This window comes from Rhizobium sp. S152 (assembly GCF_030380735.1).
GTDB lineage: Bacteria > Pseudomonadota > Alphaproteobacteria > Rhizobiales > Rhizobiaceae > Rhizobium.
In genome coordinates, this window is sequence record NZ_JAUDRZ010000004.1 from 398,404 (window position 1) to 420,175 (window position 21,772).

Below are 21,772 nucleotides of genomic sequence, written 5' to 3' on the forward strand. Positions count from 1 at the left end.
CTAGAGGTGCAAGAGGAAAATCATGAAAAAGATCACGATCGGCGAGGCATCCAGGCGCAGCGGCGTGAAGGTGCCGACCATCCGTTACTACGAGGGTATCGGACTGCTTGCCGCACCCAGCCGCAGCGAGGGCAACCAGCGGTCCTACGAGACGGCGGATCTGAGGCGTCTCACCTTCATCCGCCACGCGCGCGAGCTCGGCTTCGAGGTCGATGCCATCCGAACGCTGCTCTCGCTTCAGGACGAGCCGAACCAGTCCTGTGCTTCTGCCGATGCCATCGCCAAGGCGCGGCTGGTGGAGGTGGAGCAGCGTATCCGCAGCCTGACGGCCTTGAAAGCTGAATTGGAGATGATGGTCGAAGGCTGCGGCCATGGCCGTGTCGACCAGTGCCGGGTGATCGAGGTGCTGGCGGACCATGGCGAATGCATGCATTCGCATCATTAAAAGGCAAACAACGCTCGACTGCATGCTTTGGTTGTCTGGCGACGGCGTCTAGTTGCACAATACGCAAGCGTTCGCCTAAAGTTTAGGCTTGGCTATGATTCTGATTTTATTTAACTTTTTTCGCTAGATAGTGTGCTGCCGCCACGAAGTTCATGTGATTTTGTCATGTCCGATGTTCAGGATGCATTGCAGCCGATCGATACGCCCAACGACGACTTTCAGTCGCTGTTCGCCACCCATCCATCGCCGATGTGGGTGTATGATCCGGTTTCGCTGCGCTTCCTGATCGTCAACAACGCGGCCGTCGATCTCTACGGCTATTCCCGCCAGGCCTATGCCGAGATGACCGTGCTCGACATCCGCCCCGAGCGCGAGCGCCAGCGCATGCGCGACGCCGTGCAGGGCCGCACCGACATGGAGCGCGCCGAGCGTTGGACGCATCTGAAGGCCAATGGCGAGACGCTGGAGGTCCGCACCTATGGTCGGGCTGTGCGCTTCAATGGGCGCGATGCAATCCTGGCGATCGTACAGGACCGGACCGAGGTCAATGCCGCGCAAAAGCAGGTGACCGATACGCGATCGTTGCTCGACAGCATCGTCGACAACCTGCCGATCGGCGTCTTCGTCAAGGATATGGAGGCGGATGGCCGCTATATTCTCTTCAACGAGGCTTGCGGCGCGATCGTCGGCTACGATCCCGCGGATGTGCTCCACGAGGAGGGCAAGGAAATTTTCGACCGCAAGCAGGCGCTGGCCGTTCGGGAGCAGGACGCGCGGGCGTTCAGGTCCGGGTCGCCCGTCAGTTTCGAGGAGACGACCAGCCATGCCGATGGCACAGCGCAAATCCTGCGCACGGTGAAGCGTCCGCTGCCCGCACCGACAGGCAGCGCACCGCGCTATCTGCTGGGAATTCTGCAGGATGTGACGGAGGAGCGTTCGGTCGAGTCGCGGCTCGCCTATATGGCCATGCATGATGCCCTGACCGGCCTGCCCAACCGCGCCTTCTTCGCCGATTACATCCAGCGCGAGGCCGCGCAGGCGACAGCTGAAAAACCGCTGGCGCTGCTTTACCTCGACGTCGATCATTTCAAGCACATCAACGACAGCAAGGGCCATGCGGCCGGCGACGCGCTTCTCTGCCAGGTCGCCTCGCGCCTGACCGGTCTTCTCGACGACGGCGATATCGTCGCACGCCTCGGTGGCGACGAATTCGCCATTCTGCTGCGACTGAAGACGCGCGCGCTGATCGAAGGTTTCGCCGAGCGGCTTTTGAAGGCGCTCGCGGAACCCTTCGATCTCGATGGCGTCAACGAGCATGTGACCTGCAGCATCGGCATCGCAATTGCTCCGGAACATGCCGCAAGCGACGACGACGTGCTGATGCGGCACGCGGATCTGGCGCTTTACGCAGCGAAGGAGAGCGGCCGGTCCACCTACCGTTTCTACCGCCCGGAGATGCGCCTGCAGGCGGAACGGCGCCACATGCTGACTGCCGAGCTTCACGAGGCGCTGCTGAAACAGCAGTTCGAACTGCATTTCCAGCCGATCGTCCGGCTGGATGCGGATGGGCTTGCGGGCTTCGAGGCGCTCATCCGCTGGCGGCACCCGGTTCGCGGGCTGATCTCGCCGGTGGAATTCATCCCGATTGCCGAAGAGACGGGGCTGATCGTGCCGATTGGCGAATGGGTGCTGCGGGAGGCCTGCCGCGCCGCCGCCGCCTGGCCTGGGCATCTGAAGATTGCGGTCAATATTTCCGTCTGCCAGTTTCGCCACAATGGATTGCTCGCCGCCGTGGTGACCGCTCTCGATGAAGCTGGTCTCAATCCAGAGCGGCTGGAAATCGAAGTGACGGAATCCGTCTTCCTCGCCGACGTGAAGCAGAGCCTGCCATTGCTGCGGGCGTTGAAGGAGCTCGGGATCCGCATCGCCATCGACGATTTCGGCACCGGTTATTCCTCCTTCAGTTACCTTCGTGCTTTCGCCTTCGACAAGATCAAGCTCGACCGCAGCTTCGTGGCGGGCATCGAGACGGATCCCGGCAATCTTGCGATCGTGCGCGCCGTCGTCGGTATCGGCTCCGGCTTCAACGCCACGACGCTTGCCGAGGGCGTCGAGACGGAGGGGCAGCTGCAGCGCCTGAAGGATGAAGGTTTCAGCGAAGTGCAGGGGTTCCTGCTCGGCAAGCCGATGCCGCGCGCCGATGCCGAGGCACTGATCCAGAGCGAGGCGCTACGGCTGCTCGCCGTCGGCTGAGATCATCGCGTCGAACGCATCGGCAGCCTTGCTGCGGTAGCGCTCCGCATGGCGCAGCAGAAAGAACGGCCGGGGCAGGGGCGCGATATTGGCCTCGACCAGTGTGCCACGGGCCAGCAAGGGCGCGACGATACTGCGCGACATCAGCGTCGCGCCGAGACCGGCTTCGACTACCCCGATGATCGTTTCGTTTCCAGGCAGAGACATCGGGATGTCAAGCGCGTCCGTTGTCAGGCCGCCTGCCGCCAGCATGCTCTCGAAGGCGCGCCGCGTGCCTGACCCAATTTCGCGGAGAATCCAGGGCGTTTGAGCGAAGTCTTTGGCGCTTCGGCCCCTGCCGTCCGCCCATGGGTGTCCAGGCGCCACGACGACGATCATCTCGTCGCTTGCCACCATTCTCGCCGTGACGCCGCGCTGCTCGGCCGGCCACTCGATGAGGCCGATCTCGGCCTTCCCGGTGAATATGGCTTCGCTCACCTCTTCCGTATTGCCGATGCGCACCGCAAGGGCGATGCCCGGATAGCGCTTGCGGTAATCCGCCAGCCTCGGCGCAAGCCAGTAAGCCGCGACCGTCTGGCTGGCCATGATCGAAAGCTCGCCATGCAGGAGGCCGGAGAGATCCATCAACGCGGCTTCCGCCACCCTGGCGCTGGCAAGCACCGCCTGCGCCTGCTGAAGGAACAGACGTCCCGTCTGGTTGAGAACGATCGAGCGGCCGACGCGGTCGAACAGCGTGACGCGATGGCGCGTCTCGAGCGCGGTTATGGCGGCGCTGACGGCCGATTGCGTCATGTTGAGATGGTGCGCCGCCTGCGTGATGTGCTGGCGCGCCGCCACCTCCGCGAAAATTCTCAGTTGTTCCAGCGTCATGATACCGCCCCCCATAATCGTTCGATTTTAGCGAACGATATGAGAATTACAATTCGTTGGAGTAGATTGATTGGCAGGCGTATCCAGGGTCCGAGAGAAGGATACAGCCATGCAAACCATATCCAGCCCGAACTCCCATTTCGTTTCGCAGCCGATCACGCGGCAACGCACACGCCATTTCACACCTAACTGGTTCGCAGCGACGATGGGCACCGGCATCCTATCCATATGCCTGGCGCAGTTTCCGACGCTGCCGCTGCTCTGGCAGGCGGGCCGGCTGTTGTGGATGGTCAACATCCTTCTCTTCGCCTCCCTTTCCGTCCTTTATGCCCGCAAGTGGTTGCTCCATCGGCGTGAGGCCTGGAATGGGCTCGAGCATCCGGTGGTTTCGATGTTCGCCGGCTGCATTCCCATGGGGTTTGCCACCATCGTCAACGGGACCATCATCTACGGTCTGCCTCACATGGGCGCGGCGGGTGTTCCCGTTGCCACGAGCTTGTGGTGGATCGATGCAGGGATTGCCCTGCTGTCGGGATTCGGCATCCCCTTCCTGATGTTCACGCGGCAGGACCACAAGCTCGAGCAGATGAACGCCACATGGCTGTTGCCGATCGTTGCCTGCGAGGTGACGGCGGCGAGCGGCGGACTGCTCCTGCCGCATATAGACGGCGCGACAGCACAGATGACGGTGCTGTTTGCGAGCTATGTGCTGTGGGCCTTCTCGGTGCCGCTGGCGCTGAGCATCATCACCATCCTCTTCCTGCGGCTGGCGCTGCACAAGCTGCCGCCAGCCGGCATGGCCGCGACCGCCTTCCTCGCGCTCGGCCCGACCGGAACGGGCGCGCTGGGCCTGCTGCTGTTCGCCGCCAATGGGCGCGATGTGCTTGACGCGAACGGGCTTGGTCCGCTTGCCGGCGCCATCTGCGGGGCGGCGTTCCTCGGCGCGATCCTGCTCTGGGCCTATGGCCTATGGTGGCTCGGAATGGGGATTGCCATGACCGCCCGCTATATCCGACGGGGCCTGCCCTTCAATCTCGGCTGGTGGGGCTATACCTTTCCGATCGGCGTCTTCGCGCTTGCCACCCTGCGGCTTTCGGCTCAAATCCCGGTGCCGGCGATCGGCCTTTTCGGCGATCTGCTGGTGGCCGGGCTGGCGGCAATCTGGCTTGTCGTCGGCATCAGGACCTGTCGCGGGGCGATCGACGGCACGCTGTTTCACGATCCGAGCCTGGAGGCTTGATCCGGGTCCGAGGGGCGGGCCGCCGGGCCGGCCTCTTGCGCGGGAAGCCATTCCTTTCTATATCCTGCCTTCAGGAATTCCCGGCGGCCGATCCCGCCTGGACAGATGGAAGCCGCCGGATTGTGAGCGGTTCACGACAAGCTCTGGAATTGGCACCGCCTTGAACACACTGGATTTTGACAAGAAGCCGGAAGATACCCGCGTTGTCGTCGCCATGTCCGGCGGCGTCGACAGTTCCGTGGTGGCCGGCCTCCTGAAGCGCGAAGGCTACGACGTGCTGGGGATCACGCTGCAGCTCTACGACCACGGCGCCGCAGTCCACCGCGCCGGATCCTGCTGCGCCGGGCAGGATATCGACGATGCGCGCCGCGTCTGCGAAACGCTCGGCATTCCGCATTACGTGCTGGATTACGAAAAGCGCTTCCGCGACACCGTCATCAATCCCTTCATGGAAAGCTATGTGGCCGGCGAGACGCCGATCCCCTGCGTCTCCTGCAACCAGACCGTCAAGTTCGCCGATCTCCTGGAGACCGCCAAGGAACTGGGCGCCGACGCGCTGGCGACCGGCCACTATATCCGCTCGCGCCCGAACCCGGCGCCCGGCAATGCCGGCCGCCGCGCGCTCTACCGCCCGGCCGATGCCGACCGCGACCAGAGCTACTTCCTGTTTGCGACCACGCAGGAGCAGATCGACTACCTGCGCTTTCCGCTGGGCGGCCTGCCGAAGGCCGAGACCCGCAAGCTCGCGGAAGAGATGGGCCTCGTCGTCGCCAAGAAGGCCGACAGCCAGGACATCTGTTTCGTGCCTCAGGGCAAGTACACCGACATCATCAACAAGCTGAAGCCGAATGCAGCGCTCGCCGGCGAGATCGTGCATCTCGACGGGCGCGTGCTGGGCGGCCATGAAGGCATCGTGCACTACACGATCGGCCAGCGCCGCGGCATCGGCGTCGCCACCGGCGAGCCGCTCTACGTCGTCTATCTCGACGCCCGCTCGCGCCGCGTCATCGTCGGCCCCAAGGAGGCGCTGGAAACGCACCGCGTCTACCTGCGCGACGTGAACTGGCTGGGCGACGGCGCGCTTGAAGACGCGGCTTCGGGCGAGGGCTTTGCGTGCTACGCCAAGGTGCGCTCCACTCGCATGCCGACACCGGCGGTGCTGCATGCCGATCAGACCGGCATCTATGTCGATCTTTCCGTCGGCGAAGCCGGCGTGGCGCCAGGCCAGGCCTGCGCGCTCTACTCCGCGCCAGGCGACAACGCCCGCGTCTACGGCGGCGGCTTCATCGAGCGCTCGGAGCGCGAACCGGCGGCGGAAGCCTCGCTGAAGGCGCTTCTGACGGCCCCGGTTGCCGCCTGAAAAAAGCCCGGTGCATTTTCTCTGTCATGCGCTTGACATGACAGTGAGGGGGGCCTTATAAGCCGCTCATTCCACGGGCCGGGCGCATCGCGAACGGCACCGCAGGTGGTGTGGCTGGGTAGCTCAGTTGGTGAGAGCGCAGGATTCATAACCCTGAGGTCGGCGGTTCAATTCCGCCCCCCGCTACCATTTTTTCAGAGAAAAAGCTGAGCAGAGGCTGACAAATCTACAGCTTGTCAAGTTGCTCCCAAGTGCCCTAGTTCGCTGCGAACTGGGATGAGCGCCTTACTCTTTTGTCAGTTCGTTTGACCATACTTCGAGAGTAACTGGTTTAGAATAGGAGCTATAACCTTGCTCACGACAAGGGCGTCGCCCGATGCAGAGAGGTGACCGTAGTCGAAAGTTGTGAGTTCAGGCGTGCCATCGGAACGTTCCGCATAGCGCGGGCATTTTTCGTTGCGACAGATGCGCTGCAGGACCGAGATGTATTTTGCGCCAGTCTCTCGTACATCCCGCTTGTAGGTCTCATCAAATTGGAAGAGGCCGCGCGCCAGCCCTTTATCATCGTAAACCGGGAGCGTGGTCAGCGAGCCTTCCTGGCGGCCAGTTTCGAGTGCAATAAGGTCCGGTAGAGATTTTTGCCAGATTGGGAGTTGTCCTATGACGACCGTGGGACCAATCTTTGAGAGCTCTGCCAATGATCGGAGAAACTGGGGATAGTATCCTTCATATGTCCAGCGAGGGTCCACCTGGTTTATGTTCGCGCCAGCAGACCACGAGTACATGTAGGCAGAAAGAAGAATAAGGTCCGGTTTCCTGGCTTGAAGATCAGCTTCGATCTGTTTGTTTATGCCAGAGCATCGGGGTGTTCCAGTCTCGCTTGTATTCGCGGGAAAATCAGTCACTAGCGGAAGGCAATATGCGGCCGACATCATCCGCAACTCGATATTCTTATCATCAGCAAGCATCTTTAGCGCCGGATAAATGCTTGCAGCATGCGAGTCGCCAATGATCATAACTTTTGGGCGTTTGTCGCTCGACAATACGCACTCCGCCTGGTCGAAGGCGGAGACAGAAGTGTCCAACAGGAAACACTTGTTCACCAACTGTGATGCTTCCGTTGTGGAAGGCATAAGCGCGGCCATTCGTAGCTGGCCTAATGTGCTGCTGTAGTTGGTGATGCCGATAATGCTGGCAACTGCAAATGCGCCAGCACACACGAATATCCTGCTGCCGATCCGAGACCGTTGCCTAAAAGGTTTTTCTACCAGATGCCAAGATGCCAAGGCCAAAAGAAGTATTGCTGCGAGAACTGCGAGTTTCCACCATCCGGAAAACATATCCAGTTCCACCGCTGCGACAATAACGGGCTGGTGCCACATATATATGCTGTAGCTCAACAAGCCGATGAACACGAGCGGTCGCGTAGCCAATATGCTCCCGAGCAGTGTTCCTCGCGAGGCCATGATCAGCAGGCATGTACCGAGCACAGGCGCTAAAGCATAAAGTCCCGGGTAGGCGATTCCGTCGCGGAAATAATGAAACGCCAAGGCAATTACGGTGATGGACGCCCACGATAATGTTTCCCTTATCCATCGCTCGCTTGAAACTCTATAATCGGCTTCTGAGGTAAGAACAGCAACGGACGCGCCCGCTAGGATTTCCCAGATTCGCGCGAAAAACATATAGTAGGCGCCCTCAGGACGGCTCGTTGTGAAAAACAGAGAAACAACGAACATCAGCACTGTCGCGACAATGGTTAGATACAGCGCCTGCTTCTGCCGCCAGCGATATGCTGCGAGAAAAATTACAGGGAACGCTAGGTAATATTTCTCCTCGATTGAGAGGCTCCAAGTGTGGAGGAGCGGGCGTGGGTAGTTCAAGTCATCGAAGTAGCCACCGGATTTTCGGAAAAAGCTTTCCGAGGTTAGCTTGAGCGACGCGGTGACGCTGTGCGCAAATCGCGTGTAATCGCTTGGTACAAGAATCACGTAAAATAAGGCAATTGAACTGACGAGGACGATAACGAGCACCGGCAGAATGCGCCGTGCTCGTCTCTCGTAGAAGTCCCAAAGATTGAATCGGTTAGTCTGAAGGTCAGTAATGATCTTGGCAGTAATCAAGTACCCGCTGATTACAAAAAAGATATCTACGCCAATGAAACCGCCTGAAAAACCTGAGATTCCTGCATGGAACAATACGACGGGAGCTATCGCGAGCGCGCGTAGCCCGTCAACTTCAGCCCTATAAATCAAGGTAAGCCTCGGTAAGCATTGAGAGAGGCTGCGAGTTAGGATAAGCGTCCAAACGCGTCTAGTGTCTATGTGCAACGCCCGCGATTAAAAAAATCGAATGGGCGGTAGTCCTGAGTTTTATTGCGCTCCGGGTGACAATAAAAACAGGGATTTCAGGCCATGGAAGGCTTTGACAGCACCTGTGGCATTCGCGCAATTGTGTTTCATCCGATGGCACTATAGTTGATTGCACAAATGTGATTTTGACAACTGATTGGGTGTGGCGTGGGTATAAGGACTTGGCTTGGATTGAAAAAGAAGCGCACGGCTATAGAGCGTCCGCATTTTTGGAACGAGCACAGCTTCTCTCAAATTCAACAAGACCGCTGGGTGATCGATGAATTGGACGGCAAGCGCAGCGGCTTCTTTGTGGAAGTTGGCGCCTATGACGGCAAGCACTTTAGTAACACCTATATGCTTGAAAGTGAATATGGCTGGTCGGGAATCCTGGCTGAGCCGAATCCGCTTTTTAGTGAAGAAATACGAGGAAGCCGTACAAGCCCTTTGTGTGTTGCGCCGGTTGACGCTACCAGCGGAAGAGCGGTGAAGATGCGATTTGTTAGGGATGCACCGGCTCTCTCGGGCATGGCTGAACTGGCTCACAAGGATCTGCACGCTAAAGCTCGGAGCAAAGACAGCTTAGAAATCATGCAAAATACCATCAGTCTCAATGACCTGTTGGCGCAAAACAATGCGCCTAGAGACATCGATTTCATAAGTATAGACACAGAAGGCAACGAGCCCGACATCATGTCTACTTTTGACTTCGGCCGCTACAATGTTCGTCTCTTCAGTATCGAGCATAATCACACTGACGCCGATGCGAAGCTGGACAAGATCATCTTGCCCAAAGGATACGAACGCGTGTATCGCGACTGGTCACGGTTCGATGCGTGGTATCGAAAAAATTGATCGTTGTTGTGCGGCGAGATTGGCAGGCACATGAAGCATACCTACATTTCGTTGGGATCAGCATGCAACGCGGCCACGATGATAAAAAGAGCCGGCTTACGCAAAGTCTCCTATCCTTTTGACTGGCTATTGAATTCGGATTCGGGTCTCGCCTCTGTCAACGAGATGATAAAAGATGACTTTCAAAAAGTCACAGAAGCCGACTGCTACGCTCTTTCATATCAGCCCATTATTGGGAAAGATATCGTCGCCTATAAGGATTATCAGACGGTTTTTCACGTTCACTCCAACCCTATGGAGAGCCGTGAGGCCCACCAAGATTTAGTAAGACGGTTTGAACGCTTTCGTCAGATCATAACATCGGATGAGAGCTTGCATTTTGTCTACTATCGCAACCTTTCGGTTTCGCGAAAGGCGACACCAGACATTACACCCCTCCAGCTATTGGAACAGATGCTTATCGAGGCTAATGACTTTCTGTCGATTATCCTCCCGATTCGCCGAGGCGGAACCTCGCTTTTGCTGGTAGTCGAGGCCGATGTCGAAGACACACAGGCTGTTGATGAGGCTTTGCGAAGCCTCTCGATCTCTATACCCCAAATATCGGTCGCTCGCGCATTGTCGCGATATGACGATGATAAGGTGTTAAATCTTCGCTGGCAAAGAGAATGGATGAGGCTTTTGATCGTCAACACCGATATGCCGATCCTCGTACGAATCGCGTGCACGACGAGAATTGCCGCAAAGACGGCACGTGCAGCAATTCGTTCCTGGTTCAAGGAGCGCTTTGCATTCCGATCCAACAGCGCCGGTTCGCCCTCCTCGAACCGATAACCGAGGTTTGAGGCGCGGTAACCTGCAAACGATTGACGCACGTCTCTCGCAAAAATAGTAAGGCTTGCAAGCACGTCCTCGCACGACATGAATTAAGCGACGCTTTTCTTCATCACGAAGATATCGTGCTCAATCCGCCAGGAAAACTCGTGGCGATTTGCCCAGGCGATCAGCTCCGAGATATCGGGATAACGATACTGCTCAAAGTTCTCTGGCAGGAAGCAGCGGACGTCATCGATCAAAATCGAGACGGACCCAAGGTGATTCAGATTGTTCGAGATAGCAGCCAATTCCTGGACGATCGGGCAATCATTTTCTCCACGGAATGTTATTCCCGCAGAATAGTGACCGTCGAGCCAGAAGTTGACGTCTCCTGACAGCGATGCAAGAAGATCGGGCATAATCTCTTCGCTCGTACCCTTATGGATTTTAACGTTCTGGCCTGCGAATTTCTCCGACGCCTTGCGATGAAGTTCGGGTTCAGGCTCGATTGAATGCACGAATGGCGAAAAATCAGCGAGATACTGTGTGGTTGTTCCAAGGTAAGTGCCTGTTTCAACCCACTGAGCGCGATCTACGCCATGCTTGCGAAACATGCGTTCTTTGATGAATTGCGGCGAGTACTCCGAATAGTCACGCTTCTCCCAAGACTGAATCGCCTTGCGGATCGAACGCTCTCTTTTTCTTGCTGGTCCGAATAATGTATGAAGCATTTTCTGCCTGCCTTTAAACTCAAAGATTGTCCCATCTCTATGTCATCGGATTGCCGGGAGGCAATAGGGGTGTTTTTGCCTCGTAAAATTTGGGATTGCGGGAAGGCGCTTGCGGGTTTTGAAAAAGCTTCTTTTCAAAGCACGGGTTGAGAGTGTAATTGCTTCCAATTCAAACAACTCCTAGGACGCCTCATGGCCTACCCTGATTGCTGGCACATCATTTCCTATCCCCGGAGCGGGAATCACGCGGTGCGTGCCATCGTCGAGCGCTTTAGTGGTAGGCCTACATTGGGATGCCCAGGCAATGAGCGCGATGACCCGCCGCTTTACCTTCGAAAGAAAAATCAGAGTCTCAATCTGATAAAAATCGAAGATGAACGGTGTATCGGGAGGAAATCGCATTCGCTGTTTGACCTGATAAGGCACGACGCGCATGAGGAGAACGCTGGACTTGTTCTCATTACCCGGGATCCGCTTGATGCAATTACATCCCACATTTATTCTCTTGCCCGCCCGCGTCTCTTGAAGCGTAAGGTTCGTTGCGATGTACTGGTGCAAAAGGCCGTTCAGGAATACTTGGCTCCTATCTTTGCATTTCGCGGGATGCATAATCGTAAGCGCATCTATGTCCGCTATGAAGATTTTGTTCGGCCAAACTCAGGTATCCCTGCAAAATTGCTTCAGCAGATGGGCCTCAACGATAAACAGTCAACGGAGACAGAGATAGTCGAAACTCTGTCGCTTTCGTTCGATAGCCTTCGACGGCCTGGCCGCATGAACCGAGACGAGAAGATCGTCGCAGCGATCAAACACGAGATAGCTCAGCGCCTGAACTATGCCGACGTGATGGACCTGATTCGAGCAGATGCCTCAGATACGTTTGTAAGCTGACGAATAGCGTCGGGAGCCTACTCGAACCGATAACCCAAAAGCCCCAGATCGCGCTGATGGCGGCGCGCTATGCGTTCGGCGTCTTCGGTGGTGTAGGCCTTGCGATAGTCGTCGGTTTCACGCGACGCGTTTACGCGCTCGCCGATCGGTATATTGATCATCAGGCGGTATTTCTGCTTCAGCGCCAGAAGATCGTCCTGCAGCGTTTCCTGGCGCAGCACCTCGTTCGCCGCGATCTTGCCGTTTTCGTCGATGACCCAATCACTCACCTGGCGTCGTGCATAGTCGTTTTCCGACCTAGGCTGCTCCTGATCGTCCAGCCACTTCACGTAGTCGGAGAAGGTCAGATCCTTGATCTGCCGGTGTTCGAGCGGCATGCCCGATTTCCGGCCATCGATATCCTTCGAAACATAATTGTACCAGGACAGGTGCCAGTCCCATGGGTTTCGGACGACGGTGAAAACCACGAAGTCCGAAAGCCGGACGCCTCTCTTCTCGAAGATATCCCGATATTCCAGATAGGTCTTGTGCCCCCGCGCTTCTCGCCAGGCGAGCGTCGGGCTCTTCTGAAGGCGCTTGCCAAAAGCCTGCTCGACAAAGCTTCCTCCGCATTTCGGCGTATGCACGAAAATCATCGGCAGCCCGGCAGTCGGGACAAGCTTTTCAAGGAAATTGCGAGGTACTTTCATGGAAACCGATCTCTCTTGGCGTTCGCGGCTTCTGCCAGCTTGCTCACGGCTTGCGCGACCAACTCTCCCATACAAATGTATAGCACCAATCCCGACGGTGCGTTTTTTCGAGAGAGCTGACGATGTTAGCCCTCATCGTCTTGGCGCCCTTGATGAAATCGTGGAACTGCACCTGGATATGGTTGATGTTCCCGATGACGCCGGTCTCGATCACATGCGGCAGGACATCATATTCACTGCCTTCAATGTTGATCTTGATCAGGTCGATCCTATCAAGCGCGAGTTCTGCGAAAACGTCAGCGAACCGCCTGATATCGACCAAAGTGCCTCTCTGCTGCGGTTCACCCCGTTTGATCGACGATCCGTCGTCAGCTTGGGACAGAACGAATTGGCCATCGGCATTGCTCAAACCGAAGTTGAAGCACTTGATCTTCGGGTTCCCACTGAAACGCGCTACGCAAGCCTCGTGAAACTCGCGACTTGGCTCGAAAACGTAGACATAGCAATCGTACAGCTGCGCCATCATTTCGGCAAAATCACCGGTGTATCCGCCAAGATCGAAGACAATCGAATCCGCCGACAAATCGTAGTCGAGGCGCAAAGTTTCATCGCCGTTGTCCTTGAACCAACGGCGGACCTCGATCGTGAATTCATCGCGAACGATCTTCGTCATGTAGAACCGTTTGATCCGGCGCGTGGTTTGCTTCACCAGTTTCGGCGGGAAGCGAAGCGCTTTTCTGATGACAAACTCAAGCTGCGACATTGTCTGTCCTTTGGTGCTTGGCAGTCGGCGTAGGCGATGGGTAGGAGACGTGCAGTTCGGTCGACGCGATCAGTCAGCCGTACCGGTCAGCATTCTGCGCAGGATCTTATACCGTTTGGTCAGAGATCGACGTAGCTTATAAAGCGGTGTCTCGCTCATCTTTTCCGAAACGAGCAAACGCGTGCCTCGACGCTCATAGTCTTTTCGCGATGTCTTGGCAATATCGGCGAGTATGCTGAAGAGATTGTGCTCGTTCAACACGCGGCGCCGCGCTTCTTCGAGAAGCGGCATCGCGCGCTCCGCCGTATCGGATTCGACGATCCTGGCGATGGTCCTGATGGCCTGGTCCGGGTCGGCGATGTCGATCGACGTCATCGATCCCTCGGGGAAATATGCGCCGATGTTCGGGCTTCCGTGATAGATCGGATAGGTCAGCGCCAGGAAGGGGTCGGCCAGTTTCTCGGTCCAGTAATCAGGATAGACGGAATTCTCGATGGCGATATGGTATCTGTAGCTCGAGAGGACATCGAGCTTGTCGGCAAACCCGTTTATACCCCTGCCGAAAACGTCCAGATCGTCGCCGAAATACTGCTTCGCGCGCGCGACGAACTCGAGCCTGTCTCGATGGCCTTCAGTATAGGCCTTGTTGGACGATACGATCGATACCAGCCGGGTCTTCGGTGGAGAAAACTGCTGGAACTCGTCGAATGCCATGGCCTGCTCGCGCAGCTTTCCTTCGGCATCCCAGGCGCCGGCATGCCATGGCAAGCCGACTTGCGTGAATATAGCGTTGCGATGGGCGGTCTTCCTATCCGTCGTGAGGACGGCATCGAACTGGCGCAGGAAGGCCGGGTTATACGTCTTGATGCTCGCCGGCTCGGAGGCCACGAAGACGCTGTAGCCCGTTGTGACTTCGAGTGTCTGCTGGGGGAGGGCATCGTAGACGAACAGGATGTCGCATGTGTCGAAGGGGCCCTCGAGCAGGAACCTGACATCACCCGTCTCCGGGTTGCGGCCTGCGAACTGCCTGCTCCAATCCCAGTTCGGCGAGGACGAGACGAAACCGGCTTTGATCATTCTGTCACCTGTGCTGCTGCATCGAGGCGGCCCAGGCGGGCGTAGAGGCTGTCCTTGCTGGAAAGGCTCTCATGGTCGCCTTCCTCCATGATGCGTCCCTGCTGCATGACGATGATCTTGCTGGCGCGGATCACGGTCGAGAGGCGGTGGGCGATCACGATCACCGTTCGACCGACCATCGCCTCATCCAGCGCCTTCTGCACGGCTGCTTCCGATTCCGTGTCCAGCGCCGAGGTCGCTTCGTCGAGCAGCAGGATCGGTGCTTTGCGCACCAGCGCACGTGCGATGGAAAGGCGCTGGCGCTGTCCTCCCGACAGCGTCACGCCGTTTTCGCCGACGGGTGTGTCGTAACCCTGCGGCTGCTCCATTATGAAGTCATGGGCATAGGCGAGACGTGCGGCCTGCTCGATGTCCTCGTCGGTCGCCTGCGGCCGGCCGTAGCGTATGTTGTCGCGGATTGTTCCTTCGAAGAGATAGGGTTGCTGCGAGACATAGGCGAGGTTTTCGCGCAGCGACTGCTTCGTCACATGGGCGATATCCTGCCCGTCGATCAGCACCTGGCCATGCTTGGGATCGAAGAAGCGCGGGATGAGGGTGATCACGGTCGATTTGCCGGCGCCGGACGGGCCGACCAATGCGGTCGTCTTTCCGCCTTCCGCCGTGAAGCTGATCCCGCGCAGGACCTCGTCATTGCCATAGGCGAAGGATACATCGCGAAACTCGATCTTCGCATCCGTCACGATCAGCGGCTTCGCGTCGGGCAGGTCGCGCTGGTGCGGGATCCTGTCGAGGAGTTCATAGATCATTTCAGCGTTTGTCACCGCGCTCGCCAGCTGCGTCGGCACCTTGGCAAGCCGCCTCGCTGGATCGTATGCGAGCAGGAGCGCCGTCAGAAAGGACAGGAAGCCGCCCGGCGGCACGGCGTGGTAGATCGAGCGATAGGCGGCATAGGCCATGATCCCCGAGACCGCGAGGCCGGCCACGATCTCGATCAGCGGGCCGGAGCGCTCCGAAATGCGGACGATCTTGTTGTTGCGCTTTTCCGACAGGCTGACCAGGTTGCCGATCCTACCCTCGAGCTGGCGCTCCATGGTAAAGGCCTTGACGATGGCGATGCCCTGCACCGTTTCCTGCATCGCGCCGAAGACGTGGCTGCCGGCATGGACGTTTTCCCGCGCGGCGACCCGCAGTCGCTTCGACAGCTTGCGCAAGCCATAGACCAGCGGCGGCGCCGCCAGAAAGACGGAGAGGCTCAGCCACGGTTCCTGAATGAACATGACCGTTACCAGCGAGACGAACGTCAAAAGGTCGCGGATGCTCGAGGTGATCGTTATGTTCAGGACCTCGCGAATGCCGCTGATGTTCTGGTTGAACTGGGCGACCAGCTGTCCCGACCGCCGCTCATGGAAGAAGCCGAGCGACAGCTTCAGGATGTGGGCATAGGCGCGAGCCTGGTAGCGCGCCGAGATATTGTTGCCGATCCTGGAAAGCGCGACCGCCTGGCCGTAGCTGGCGAAGCCGCGCAAAACGAAGGCGATGAAGATCGCCAGACATATGCCCCAGACCAGCTCCGATTGACGGTCGATGAATGCGGCGTTGATCACGGACTTCATGATCCAGGCCGTGAAGGCGGTGGACAGCGAGATCACGACAAGGCACGTGATCGCGAAGGCATATTGCCAGATATATTCGCGCGCGTTCTCCGCAAAGACGCGGCGTATGATCTTGAAGGCCTTGCTGTCGGTCAAATCCGTCTATCTCTCGTCACTGTGGCCACTCCATTCGACGCGGTTCAGAGCCGTTCCCAGGAGGTTGGTATCAGGTCCTTATCATCGTGAGCCGTCGATCTGAACCATTGCAGCGGCGCTATAACATGTTTTAACGGGTTTGGGTTCAACCAGGCGCCCCACCAGCTGAAAGTGCTGTTGGCGGTGATGTGGCTGCCGCAGGCCGCCATCAGATGCATGTCCTCGGCGTCGCGGCCGTCGTCCTGAGGGGCGATGAAGACAACAGGCCACTGTGATTTCAGGTTGGCGCTCGCCCAGGCGGGGTCGTCCGAGAACACGAAGAAGGTCGGGTCCTGCACCTTCTCTGCCATCCTCTGCATAGCTGCCGCATACCATTCGGGGTCGATCGTGCCATGGACGGCGTTTGCCGAAGCATTGGTGACATAGTCACCCCGCCGAACATGGACGGAAACGGCATTGGATGCCTTGATCCTTGCAAGCGTTGCCTGGCGTGCGTTGCTCATCGGTCGGGCGAGGGCGAATTCGGTTCGGATCGTGTCCTCGAAGCCGGCGAAGTATTTTTCGCTCTGCCAGTACCCCTCGAGATAGACAAGGCCCGTGAGGTCGAGAATTTCGGGAGCAAAGGCTTGTTCCACATGCCGGATATACCGATACGGACTGGGCTTGCGAAATTTCTGCAGCGTGCGCGCCCAGAAGCCGCGTGGGCGGTAGACGGGAGAGTCGGAAGGGTCGGCGACCGAGGCCTCGATATTGAACTCCTCGAGAGAGAAATCGCGGCGCCTGTATTTCCTCATCGACGATATGTCGATTTTCAATGGCTGGCGGGTGCGCAGCGACAGGGCGCGACCCGCGGCGTACTGGAACATCTGATTGCCAAGGCCGCCGACAATGTGCGTGATGACAGCCATTTCGTTTCGAGTTTCCGTCAAGGTCAACCTCTAGCGTGCGCCGGACTTCAGTCTGTAAGGCAGATTGGCCACAAACCGGAGGATGTCGTCACGGGCGCGATAAATCGCCCTCAAGCGGCGGTAACGGCGCGATTTCGGCGCGCGCTTGGTGCCCTGCCAGATCTCCGATTGTTCGGCGGTCTCCGCTTCGTGGGTCACGGGGTAGGGGAGAATGCCGAGGCTGTCCACGCCGTGGGTCCAGAAGCGGTCGAGATGAAGATCGACGGGCTCGAACCACACCGCGGCCTTGGCCAGCAGCTTGCGCGCGGCTTCTGGCGAGACAGCGTAACACGATGTGCCGTTCGGACCTTTCGTGAAGCGAACGACATCCAGATCGTCGGCCAGTTTCTCAAGCTGGGCGAATTCACGTTCCTTGTGGCCCGAAAACCGAATGAGGCCAAGGCGTTCGATATGGGCGGACGCTGCTGCATAGGCGACCGTAAAATTCGGGTTGATCGCGACGTCGTCCTCGAAGATCAGGATGGGCACATTCTGCTTGGCGGAGAGTTCCCAAAGAAGATAGTGGCTCGCGAAGCAGCCGATCTCGCCGTCGGTCAAAGTAAAACCGCGACGAACTTCGGCAAGACGCTGGTCCACGCGATCGAACAGCGGGTGGACGCCCGCCTTGCCGTCAATCGCATCGAAGAACTCGTACGAGATATCAAGGGGCGCCAGCACGGCCTTCATCTGGTCGCGCCGATGAACGGACCGCGCCATGTTGACGACCATCACTTTAAGCTGCGTCTCGTTCATTCCCACATTGTTCCCAGGCAGGCGCTCCATGGCGAGGTTGCGTATCATTGTATTCGGCTACGAGGTCAGCCGTGATGCTTGACGAACCATTCATAGGTCGAACGGATCCCGTCCTCGAGACTGATGCTCGGCTCCCATCCCATCGAGCGCAATTTGTCGGCGCTCATCAGCTTGCGAGGCGTGCCGTCCGGCTTGGACAGGTCATTGGTGATCTCTCCCTCGTAACCGACGATCCTGCAGACGAGCTTCGCAAGCTCGAGGATCGGCAGGTCCGAGCCGCTGCCCACGTTCACATGGGTTTCGCCGGAGTAGTTCTTCATCAGGAAAACCAGCGCGTCGGCGCAATCATCGGCGTGCAGAAACTCCCTGCGTGGCGAGCCCGTGCCCCAGAGCACGATTTCCTTCTCGCCCCTGATCTTTCCCTCATGGGCCTTGCGTAGCAGTGCCGGCAGGACGTGGCTGGACTTGAGATCGAAATTGTCGCCTGTGCCGTACAGGTTCGTCGGCATGGCCGAAATGTAGTCCCGGCCATATTGCTTTCGGTAGGATTGAGCGAGCTTGATGCCCGCGATCTTGGCGATCGCGTACCATTCGTTTGTCGGCTCGAGTGATCCTGTCAGCAGCGATTCTTCCCGGATCGGCTGTTCGGCAAATTTCGGATAGATGCAGGATGACCCGAGAAACAGAAGTTTCTCGACATCGGACCGATGCGACGCATCGATGATGTTGCTCTCGATCATCAGGTTGTCATAGAGGAATTCAGCGGGCTGCAGATCGTTTGCGAGGATGCCGCCGACCTTGGCCGCCGCCAGGATCACGGCATCCGGCTTGACCTCTGAGACCCATTGCCGGCAAGCGGATTGATCGCGCAGATCGATTTCGCTCCTCGACACGGTAACGACTTCGCAATCCTCGCGCTCAAGGCGCCGGACGACGGCCGAGCCGACCATGCCGCGATGGCCCGCCACCCAAACGCGCTTGCCTGCCAGAGTATATGCAGACATCTCAGACGCCCTTCGCCACGGTATCGGTCTGCATGATCCGAAGGTCCTCCCGGACCATTTCACGCGCGAGATCGCGGACGCTGGTCTCATGGCGCCAGCCGAGTTTTTCATGAGCCTTCGTGGGATCGCCGATCAGGAGATCAACCTCGGTCGGACGGAAATAGCGCGGATCCACTTCCACGATCACCTTGCCGGTCGAGGCGTCGATGCCCTTCTCGTCGACGCCGGTGCCCTGCCATTGCAGATTGATCCCGACATCCGCGAACGCCCATTCCACGAAGGTTCTCACGGGTGTCGTCTCGCCGGTTGCCAGAACATAGTCGTCAGGGACATCCTGCTGCATCATCAGCCACATGCCGCGCACATATTCGCGCGCATGGCCCCAGTCGCGCTTTGCATCGAGGTTGCCGAGATAGAGCTTTTCCTGGCGCCCGAGCTTGATGGCCGCCGCCGCCCGGGTAATCTTTCGGGTGACGAATGTCTCGCCGCGAAGCGGGCTTTCGTGGTTGAAAAGAATGCCGTTCGAGGCGTGCATGCCATAGGCCTCGCGATAGTTCACGACGATCCAGTAGGCGTAGAGTTTCGCTGCCGCATAGGGGCTTCTCGGATAAAACGGTGTCGTCTCCCGCTGGGGAACTTCCTGGACCAGACCGTATAGCTCCGAGGTCGACGCCTGATAGAATCGGGTGCTCTTCTCCCGGCCGAGGATCCGGATCGCTTCGAGCAGGCGCAAGGTGCCGATGCCATCGGCGTTAGCCGTATACTCCGGTGTTTCAAACGATACCTGAACATGGCTCTGGGCGGCCAGGTTGTAGATCTCGTCGGGTTTTGTCTCCTGCACGATGCGGATCAGGTTCGTCGCATCCGTCATGTCGCCATAATGCAGAAAGAACCGGGCATTGGCTTCGTGCGGGTCCTGGTAGATATTCTCGATGCGACCCGTATTGAAAGATGACGAGCGGCGCTTGATGCCGTGGACGGTATAGCCTTTGTCCAGAAGCAACTGGGCCAGATAAGCACCGTCCTGCCCAGTGACGCCCGTTATCAGCGCAACCTTGCCGTCATTGCTCATTCGTCATTCTCCCTGCTACCGGACTGAAAGGCCGTGTAGTGAACCGGAAAGCGCCGCGTGGCAAGGTTGAATCTGTCTGACGGGATTTGATCCTCGCCATTTTTAACCCTGGAGTGACACTCACATTCCTGCTGTGGATCATACCAGCCAGAAGTACAGGAGCGTCCATCTTTGGTGCATGTTTACAAAACGCTTATAACTGAAAAAGAATTGGATTATACCGCACGCGAATTGCCTTTTGGGAAAGACATTGTGAATAAGATACTTGATGATTTAGATATTGTTATCAATTTGATACAGGCCGCTGCCAAGGTTTCTGACAGCACTAAAGACGCTGAAAAACTTCAGCAGCTACTGGCGGAGGCAAAAAGCGAAGCCGCATCGCTTCGGGCGCGGGTCGTGGGAGGCTCGTCGACCCATCAATAATTTTGTGATTTGATCCGACCACTCTGCATTTACGCAGTTTTTAAGCAGATATTGCGCTTGTGACAAAGAGACTAGCGCGTTAATTCGACGTCTCGTTCCGGGAATCTGCTGGTATCCGCCATGTTTTGATATTAGCATATTTTTATATTGGTTCGGCTTGTGACTTGGCCAACGGCAAATTATTGCCATCGGGCTAGGCCGGCAATGACGAGGTGCCAGTGAGAGACACGAATATCTTTGCGCAGAATTTCTCGATTACGCGGGACGATCGGCAGCGACTTAACGGGCATTCGGCCGTCGTAATCTGGATGACCGGATTGTCCGGCGCGGGAAAGTCGACTTTGGCGGATGCGCTCGAGAGACAGCTGCATGCCAAGGGAAAGCACAGCTATATCCTGGATGGAGATAATATCAGGGGTGGCCTGAGCAAGGATCTGGATTTCAGCGAAGCCGGCCGCGTCGAGAACATTCGTCGCGTCGCCGAGGTTGCCAAGCTGATGATGGATGCCGGCCTCGTGGTGATCACGTCATTCATCTCGCCGTTCCGCGCGGATCGCGAGATGGCTCGCGAACTGATCGGTTCCGACCGCTTTGTGGAAGTCTACCTCAATACCCCTATTGCTGTTTGCGAACAGCGCGACCCGAAAAGCCTGTACAAGAAAGCGCGCGCCGGACAGCTGGCGCAGATGACAGGCTTGAGCAGCCCTTATGAGGAGCCGCTCTGTCCGGACTTCGTTGTCGATGGTGCTCGCGATAATCCTGAAGTGGTCGCCGAACTGCTCTTGACGAAACTGCTGATCGTCCCGCCGCAAGAGGCGGTGCTATAAAGCCGACTTTCGTTTGAACACGAGGATTTAGTATTGCAGGTAAGAGGCGATGCAGCCTTTGAACATCTTGTTCAGGAGTTACGGGACAGGTTTCCCGGTAGAGCCCTGAGTTTGAACGACATCGCCGGGGAAGCAGCCCTCAAGGGGCTGGAACTGGTCGTAACCGTAGATGTTCAGGTAAAGACCGTGGAACGCCTCTCGGAGACTTCGGGGAATTGTCCCGCAAAGGTTTCGAGTGGTCCGACTTTCGATATCTAATTTGGTCGTGCCAGCTTGCCATGGCGAGCCGCCCACCCATCAGACTACTCCACCCCATAAACAAACACCTGCCGGTACACGGCGATAAAGCCGCCGACCGCGGTGAATACGGCAAGTGCCATGGCGATCAGGATGATGGCCTTGGTGCCGCGGCTGTTGGTTTGTGGGTCGTTGGTCATGTCGTCTCCGGAATTTAACTAGAGCAATTCCGCTTTTCTTCGAATCGCGGAACAGCTCTATCCTCTTGTTTTCACGCAATTCCGGACGGAAAACCGCTTCGCACTTTTCCTGGAATTGCTTGTCTTATGACTTTCTGCGCCGGACGGGCGAATATGAACCGCTGCGAGAGGGTTGCCTCCCTCTCTCAGCGGCGAGGGTCGGATCGTTGAATCGCTG

General features: G+C 57.7%; 21 protein-coding genes and 1 tRNA gene. 10 read left to right on the forward strand and 12 right to left on the reverse strand.

Annotated elements, in window-relative coordinates; genetic code table 11:
- The first annotated feature begins 22 nt into the window (after positions 1–22).
- Both QTL95_RS08635 and QTL95_RS08640 read left to right on the forward strand, forming a co-directional pair.
- Complete coding sequence (locus QTL95_RS08635; protein ID WP_289719555.1) at positions 23–445, forward strand: MerR family transcriptional regulator; 423 nt, start codon at positions 23–25, stop codon at positions 443–445.
- Between the two features lie 165 nt (positions 446–610).
- Positions 611–2,698 (forward strand): putative bifunctional diguanylate cyclase/phosphodiesterase, encoded by a 2,088-nt coding sequence (locus tag QTL95_RS08640; protein WP_289719556.1) that lies wholly within the window; start codon positions 611–613, stop codon positions 2,696–2,698.
- Here the strand turns inward: QTL95_RS08640 and QTL95_RS08645 are convergent.
- On the reverse strand, positions 2,675–3,568 hold the full coding sequence (locus tag QTL95_RS08645) for a LysR substrate-binding domain-containing protein (protein WP_289719557.1): 894 nt from the start codon (positions 3,566–3,568) through the stop codon (positions 2,675–2,677). The genes QTL95_RS08640 and QTL95_RS08645 overlap by 24 nt on opposite strands.
- Positions 3,569–3,677: 109 nt before the next feature.
- Here QTL95_RS08645 and QTL95_RS08650 point away from each other — a divergent pair, with 109 nt between their 5' ends.
- The 3 genes from QTL95_RS08650 (at position 3,678) to QTL95_RS08660 (ending at position 6,357) form a co-directional block, all read left to right on the forward strand.
- Entirely contained in the window at positions 3,678–4,808 is a 1,131-nt protein-coding gene (locus QTL95_RS08650) for a TDT family transporter (protein WP_289719558.1), read from the forward strand.
- A gap of 160 nt (positions 4,809–4,968) precedes the next feature.
- On the forward strand, positions 4,969–6,168 hold the full coding sequence (mnmA, locus tag QTL95_RS08655) for a tRNA 2-thiouridine(34) synthase MnmA (protein ID WP_289719559.1): 1,200 nt from the start codon (positions 4,969–4,971) through the stop codon (positions 6,166–6,168).
- 112 nt (positions 6,169–6,280) lie between these two features.
- A tRNA-Met gene (locus tag QTL95_RS08660) sits at positions 6,281–6,357 on the forward strand.
- A gap of 107 nt (positions 6,358–6,464) precedes the next feature.
- Here QTL95_RS08660 and QTL95_RS08665 read toward each other — a convergent pair.
- Entirely contained in the window at positions 6,465–8,423 is a 1,959-nt protein-coding gene (locus tag QTL95_RS08665) for an acyltransferase family protein (protein ID WP_289719560.1), read from the reverse strand.
- A gap of 288 nt (positions 8,424–8,711) precedes the next feature.
- Here QTL95_RS08665 and QTL95_RS08670 point away from each other — a divergent pair, with 288 nt between their 5' ends.
- Positions 8,712–9,374, forward strand: a complete 663-nt coding sequence (locus QTL95_RS08670; RefSeq protein ID WP_289719561.1) for an FkbM family methyltransferase — start codon at positions 8,712–8,714, stop codon at positions 9,372–9,374.
- Positions 9,375–9,404: 30 nt separating this feature from the next.
- On the forward strand, positions 9,405–10,208 hold the full coding sequence (locus QTL95_RS08675) for a DUF1796 family putative cysteine peptidase (protein WP_289719562.1): 804 nt from the start codon (positions 9,405–9,407) through the stop codon (positions 10,206–10,208).
- 92 nt (positions 10,209–10,300) lie between these two features.
- Here the strand turns inward: QTL95_RS08675 and QTL95_RS08680 are convergent, their stop codons facing one another.
- The gene (locus QTL95_RS08680) at positions 10,301–10,921 is read right to left on the reverse strand and encodes a hypothetical protein (RefSeq protein WP_289719563.1); all 621 of its coding nucleotides are present in this window, start codon (positions 10,919–10,921) and stop codon (positions 10,301–10,303) included.
- A 192-nt stretch (positions 10,922–11,113) separates the two neighbouring features.
- On the opposite strand from QTL95_RS08680, the gene QTL95_RS08685 reads away from it, so the two are divergent.
- On the forward strand, positions 11,114–11,812 hold the full coding sequence (locus tag QTL95_RS08685; protein ID WP_289719564.1) for a hypothetical protein: 699 nt from the start codon (positions 11,114–11,116) through the stop codon (positions 11,810–11,812).
- A 17-nt stretch (positions 11,813–11,829) separates the two neighbouring features.
- Here QTL95_RS08685 and QTL95_RS08690 read toward each other — a convergent pair whose 3' ends face one another.
- The 8 genes from QTL95_RS08690 to gmd all read right to left on the reverse strand — a co-directional run bounded on the left by QTL95_RS08690 (position 11,830) and on the right by gmd (position 19,865).
- Positions 11,830–12,501: a sulfotransferase family 2 domain-containing protein gene (locus QTL95_RS08690; RefSeq protein ID WP_289719565.1), complete on the reverse strand. Its 672-nt coding sequence runs from the start codon at positions 12,499–12,501 to the stop codon at positions 11,830–11,832.
- Between the two features lie 43 nt (positions 12,502–12,544).
- Positions 12,545–13,264 carry an FkbM family methyltransferase gene (locus tag QTL95_RS08695; RefSeq protein ID WP_289719567.1) on the reverse strand — a complete coding sequence of 240 codons (720 nt, stop codon included), beginning with the start codon at positions 13,262–13,264 and terminating at the stop codon, positions 12,545–12,547.
- Between the two features lie 69 nt (positions 13,265–13,333).
- Positions 13,334–14,341, reverse strand: a complete 1,008-nt coding sequence (locus tag QTL95_RS08700) for a glycosyltransferase family 10 domain-containing protein (RefSeq protein ID WP_289719568.1) — start codon at positions 14,339–14,341, stop codon at positions 13,334–13,336.
- Positions 14,338–16,089 carry an ABC transporter ATP-binding protein gene (locus tag QTL95_RS08705; protein ID WP_289719569.1) on the reverse strand — a complete coding sequence of 584 codons (1,752 nt, stop codon included), beginning with the start codon at positions 16,087–16,089 and terminating at the stop codon, positions 14,338–14,340. Before QTL95_RS08705 ends, QTL95_RS08700 begins: the two co-directional genes overlap by 4 nt.
- A 44-nt stretch (positions 16,090–16,133) precedes the next feature.
- On the reverse strand, positions 16,134–16,997 hold the full coding sequence (locus QTL95_RS08710) for an alpha-1,2-fucosyltransferase (protein ID WP_289719570.1): 864 nt from the start codon (positions 16,995–16,997) through the stop codon (positions 16,134–16,136).
- Positions 16,998–17,027: 30 nt separating this feature from the next.
- Positions 17,028–17,789, reverse strand: a complete 762-nt coding sequence (locus tag QTL95_RS08715) for a glycosyltransferase family 25 protein (protein WP_289719571.1) — start codon at positions 17,787–17,789, stop codon at positions 17,028–17,030.
- A gap of 65 nt (positions 17,790–17,854) precedes the next feature.
- Positions 17,855–18,793 carry a GDP-L-fucose synthase gene (fcl, locus tag QTL95_RS08720; protein ID WP_289719572.1) on the reverse strand — a complete coding sequence of 313 codons (939 nt, stop codon included), beginning with the start codon at positions 18,791–18,793 and terminating at the stop codon, positions 17,855–17,857.
- Between the two features lies 1 nt (position 18,794).
- Positions 18,795–19,865, reverse strand: a complete 1,071-nt coding sequence (gene gmd, locus QTL95_RS08725) for a GDP-mannose 4,6-dehydratase (protein WP_289719573.1) — start codon at positions 19,863–19,865, stop codon at positions 18,795–18,797.
- A 171-nt stretch (positions 19,866–20,036) separates the two neighbouring features.
- On the opposite strand from gmd, the gene QTL95_RS08730 reads away from it, so the two are divergent.
- Entirely contained in the window at positions 20,037–20,291 is a 255-nt protein-coding gene (locus QTL95_RS08730; RefSeq protein WP_289719574.1) for a hypothetical protein, read from the forward strand.
- A gap of 218 nt (positions 20,292–20,509) precedes the next feature.
- A complete protein-coding gene (gene cysC / locus QTL95_RS08735) occupies positions 20,510–21,118 on the forward strand; it encodes an adenylyl-sulfate kinase (protein WP_289719575.1) in 609 nt (202 codons plus the stop codon).
- 302 nt (positions 21,119–21,420) lie between these two features.
- Here the strand turns inward: cysC and QTL95_RS08740 are convergent, their stop codons facing one another.
- Positions 21,421–21,555: a hypothetical protein gene (locus QTL95_RS08740; protein WP_289719576.1), complete on the reverse strand. Its 135-nt coding sequence runs from the start codon at positions 21,553–21,555 to the stop codon at positions 21,421–21,423.
- Positions 21,556–21,772 lie beyond the last annotated feature (217 nt).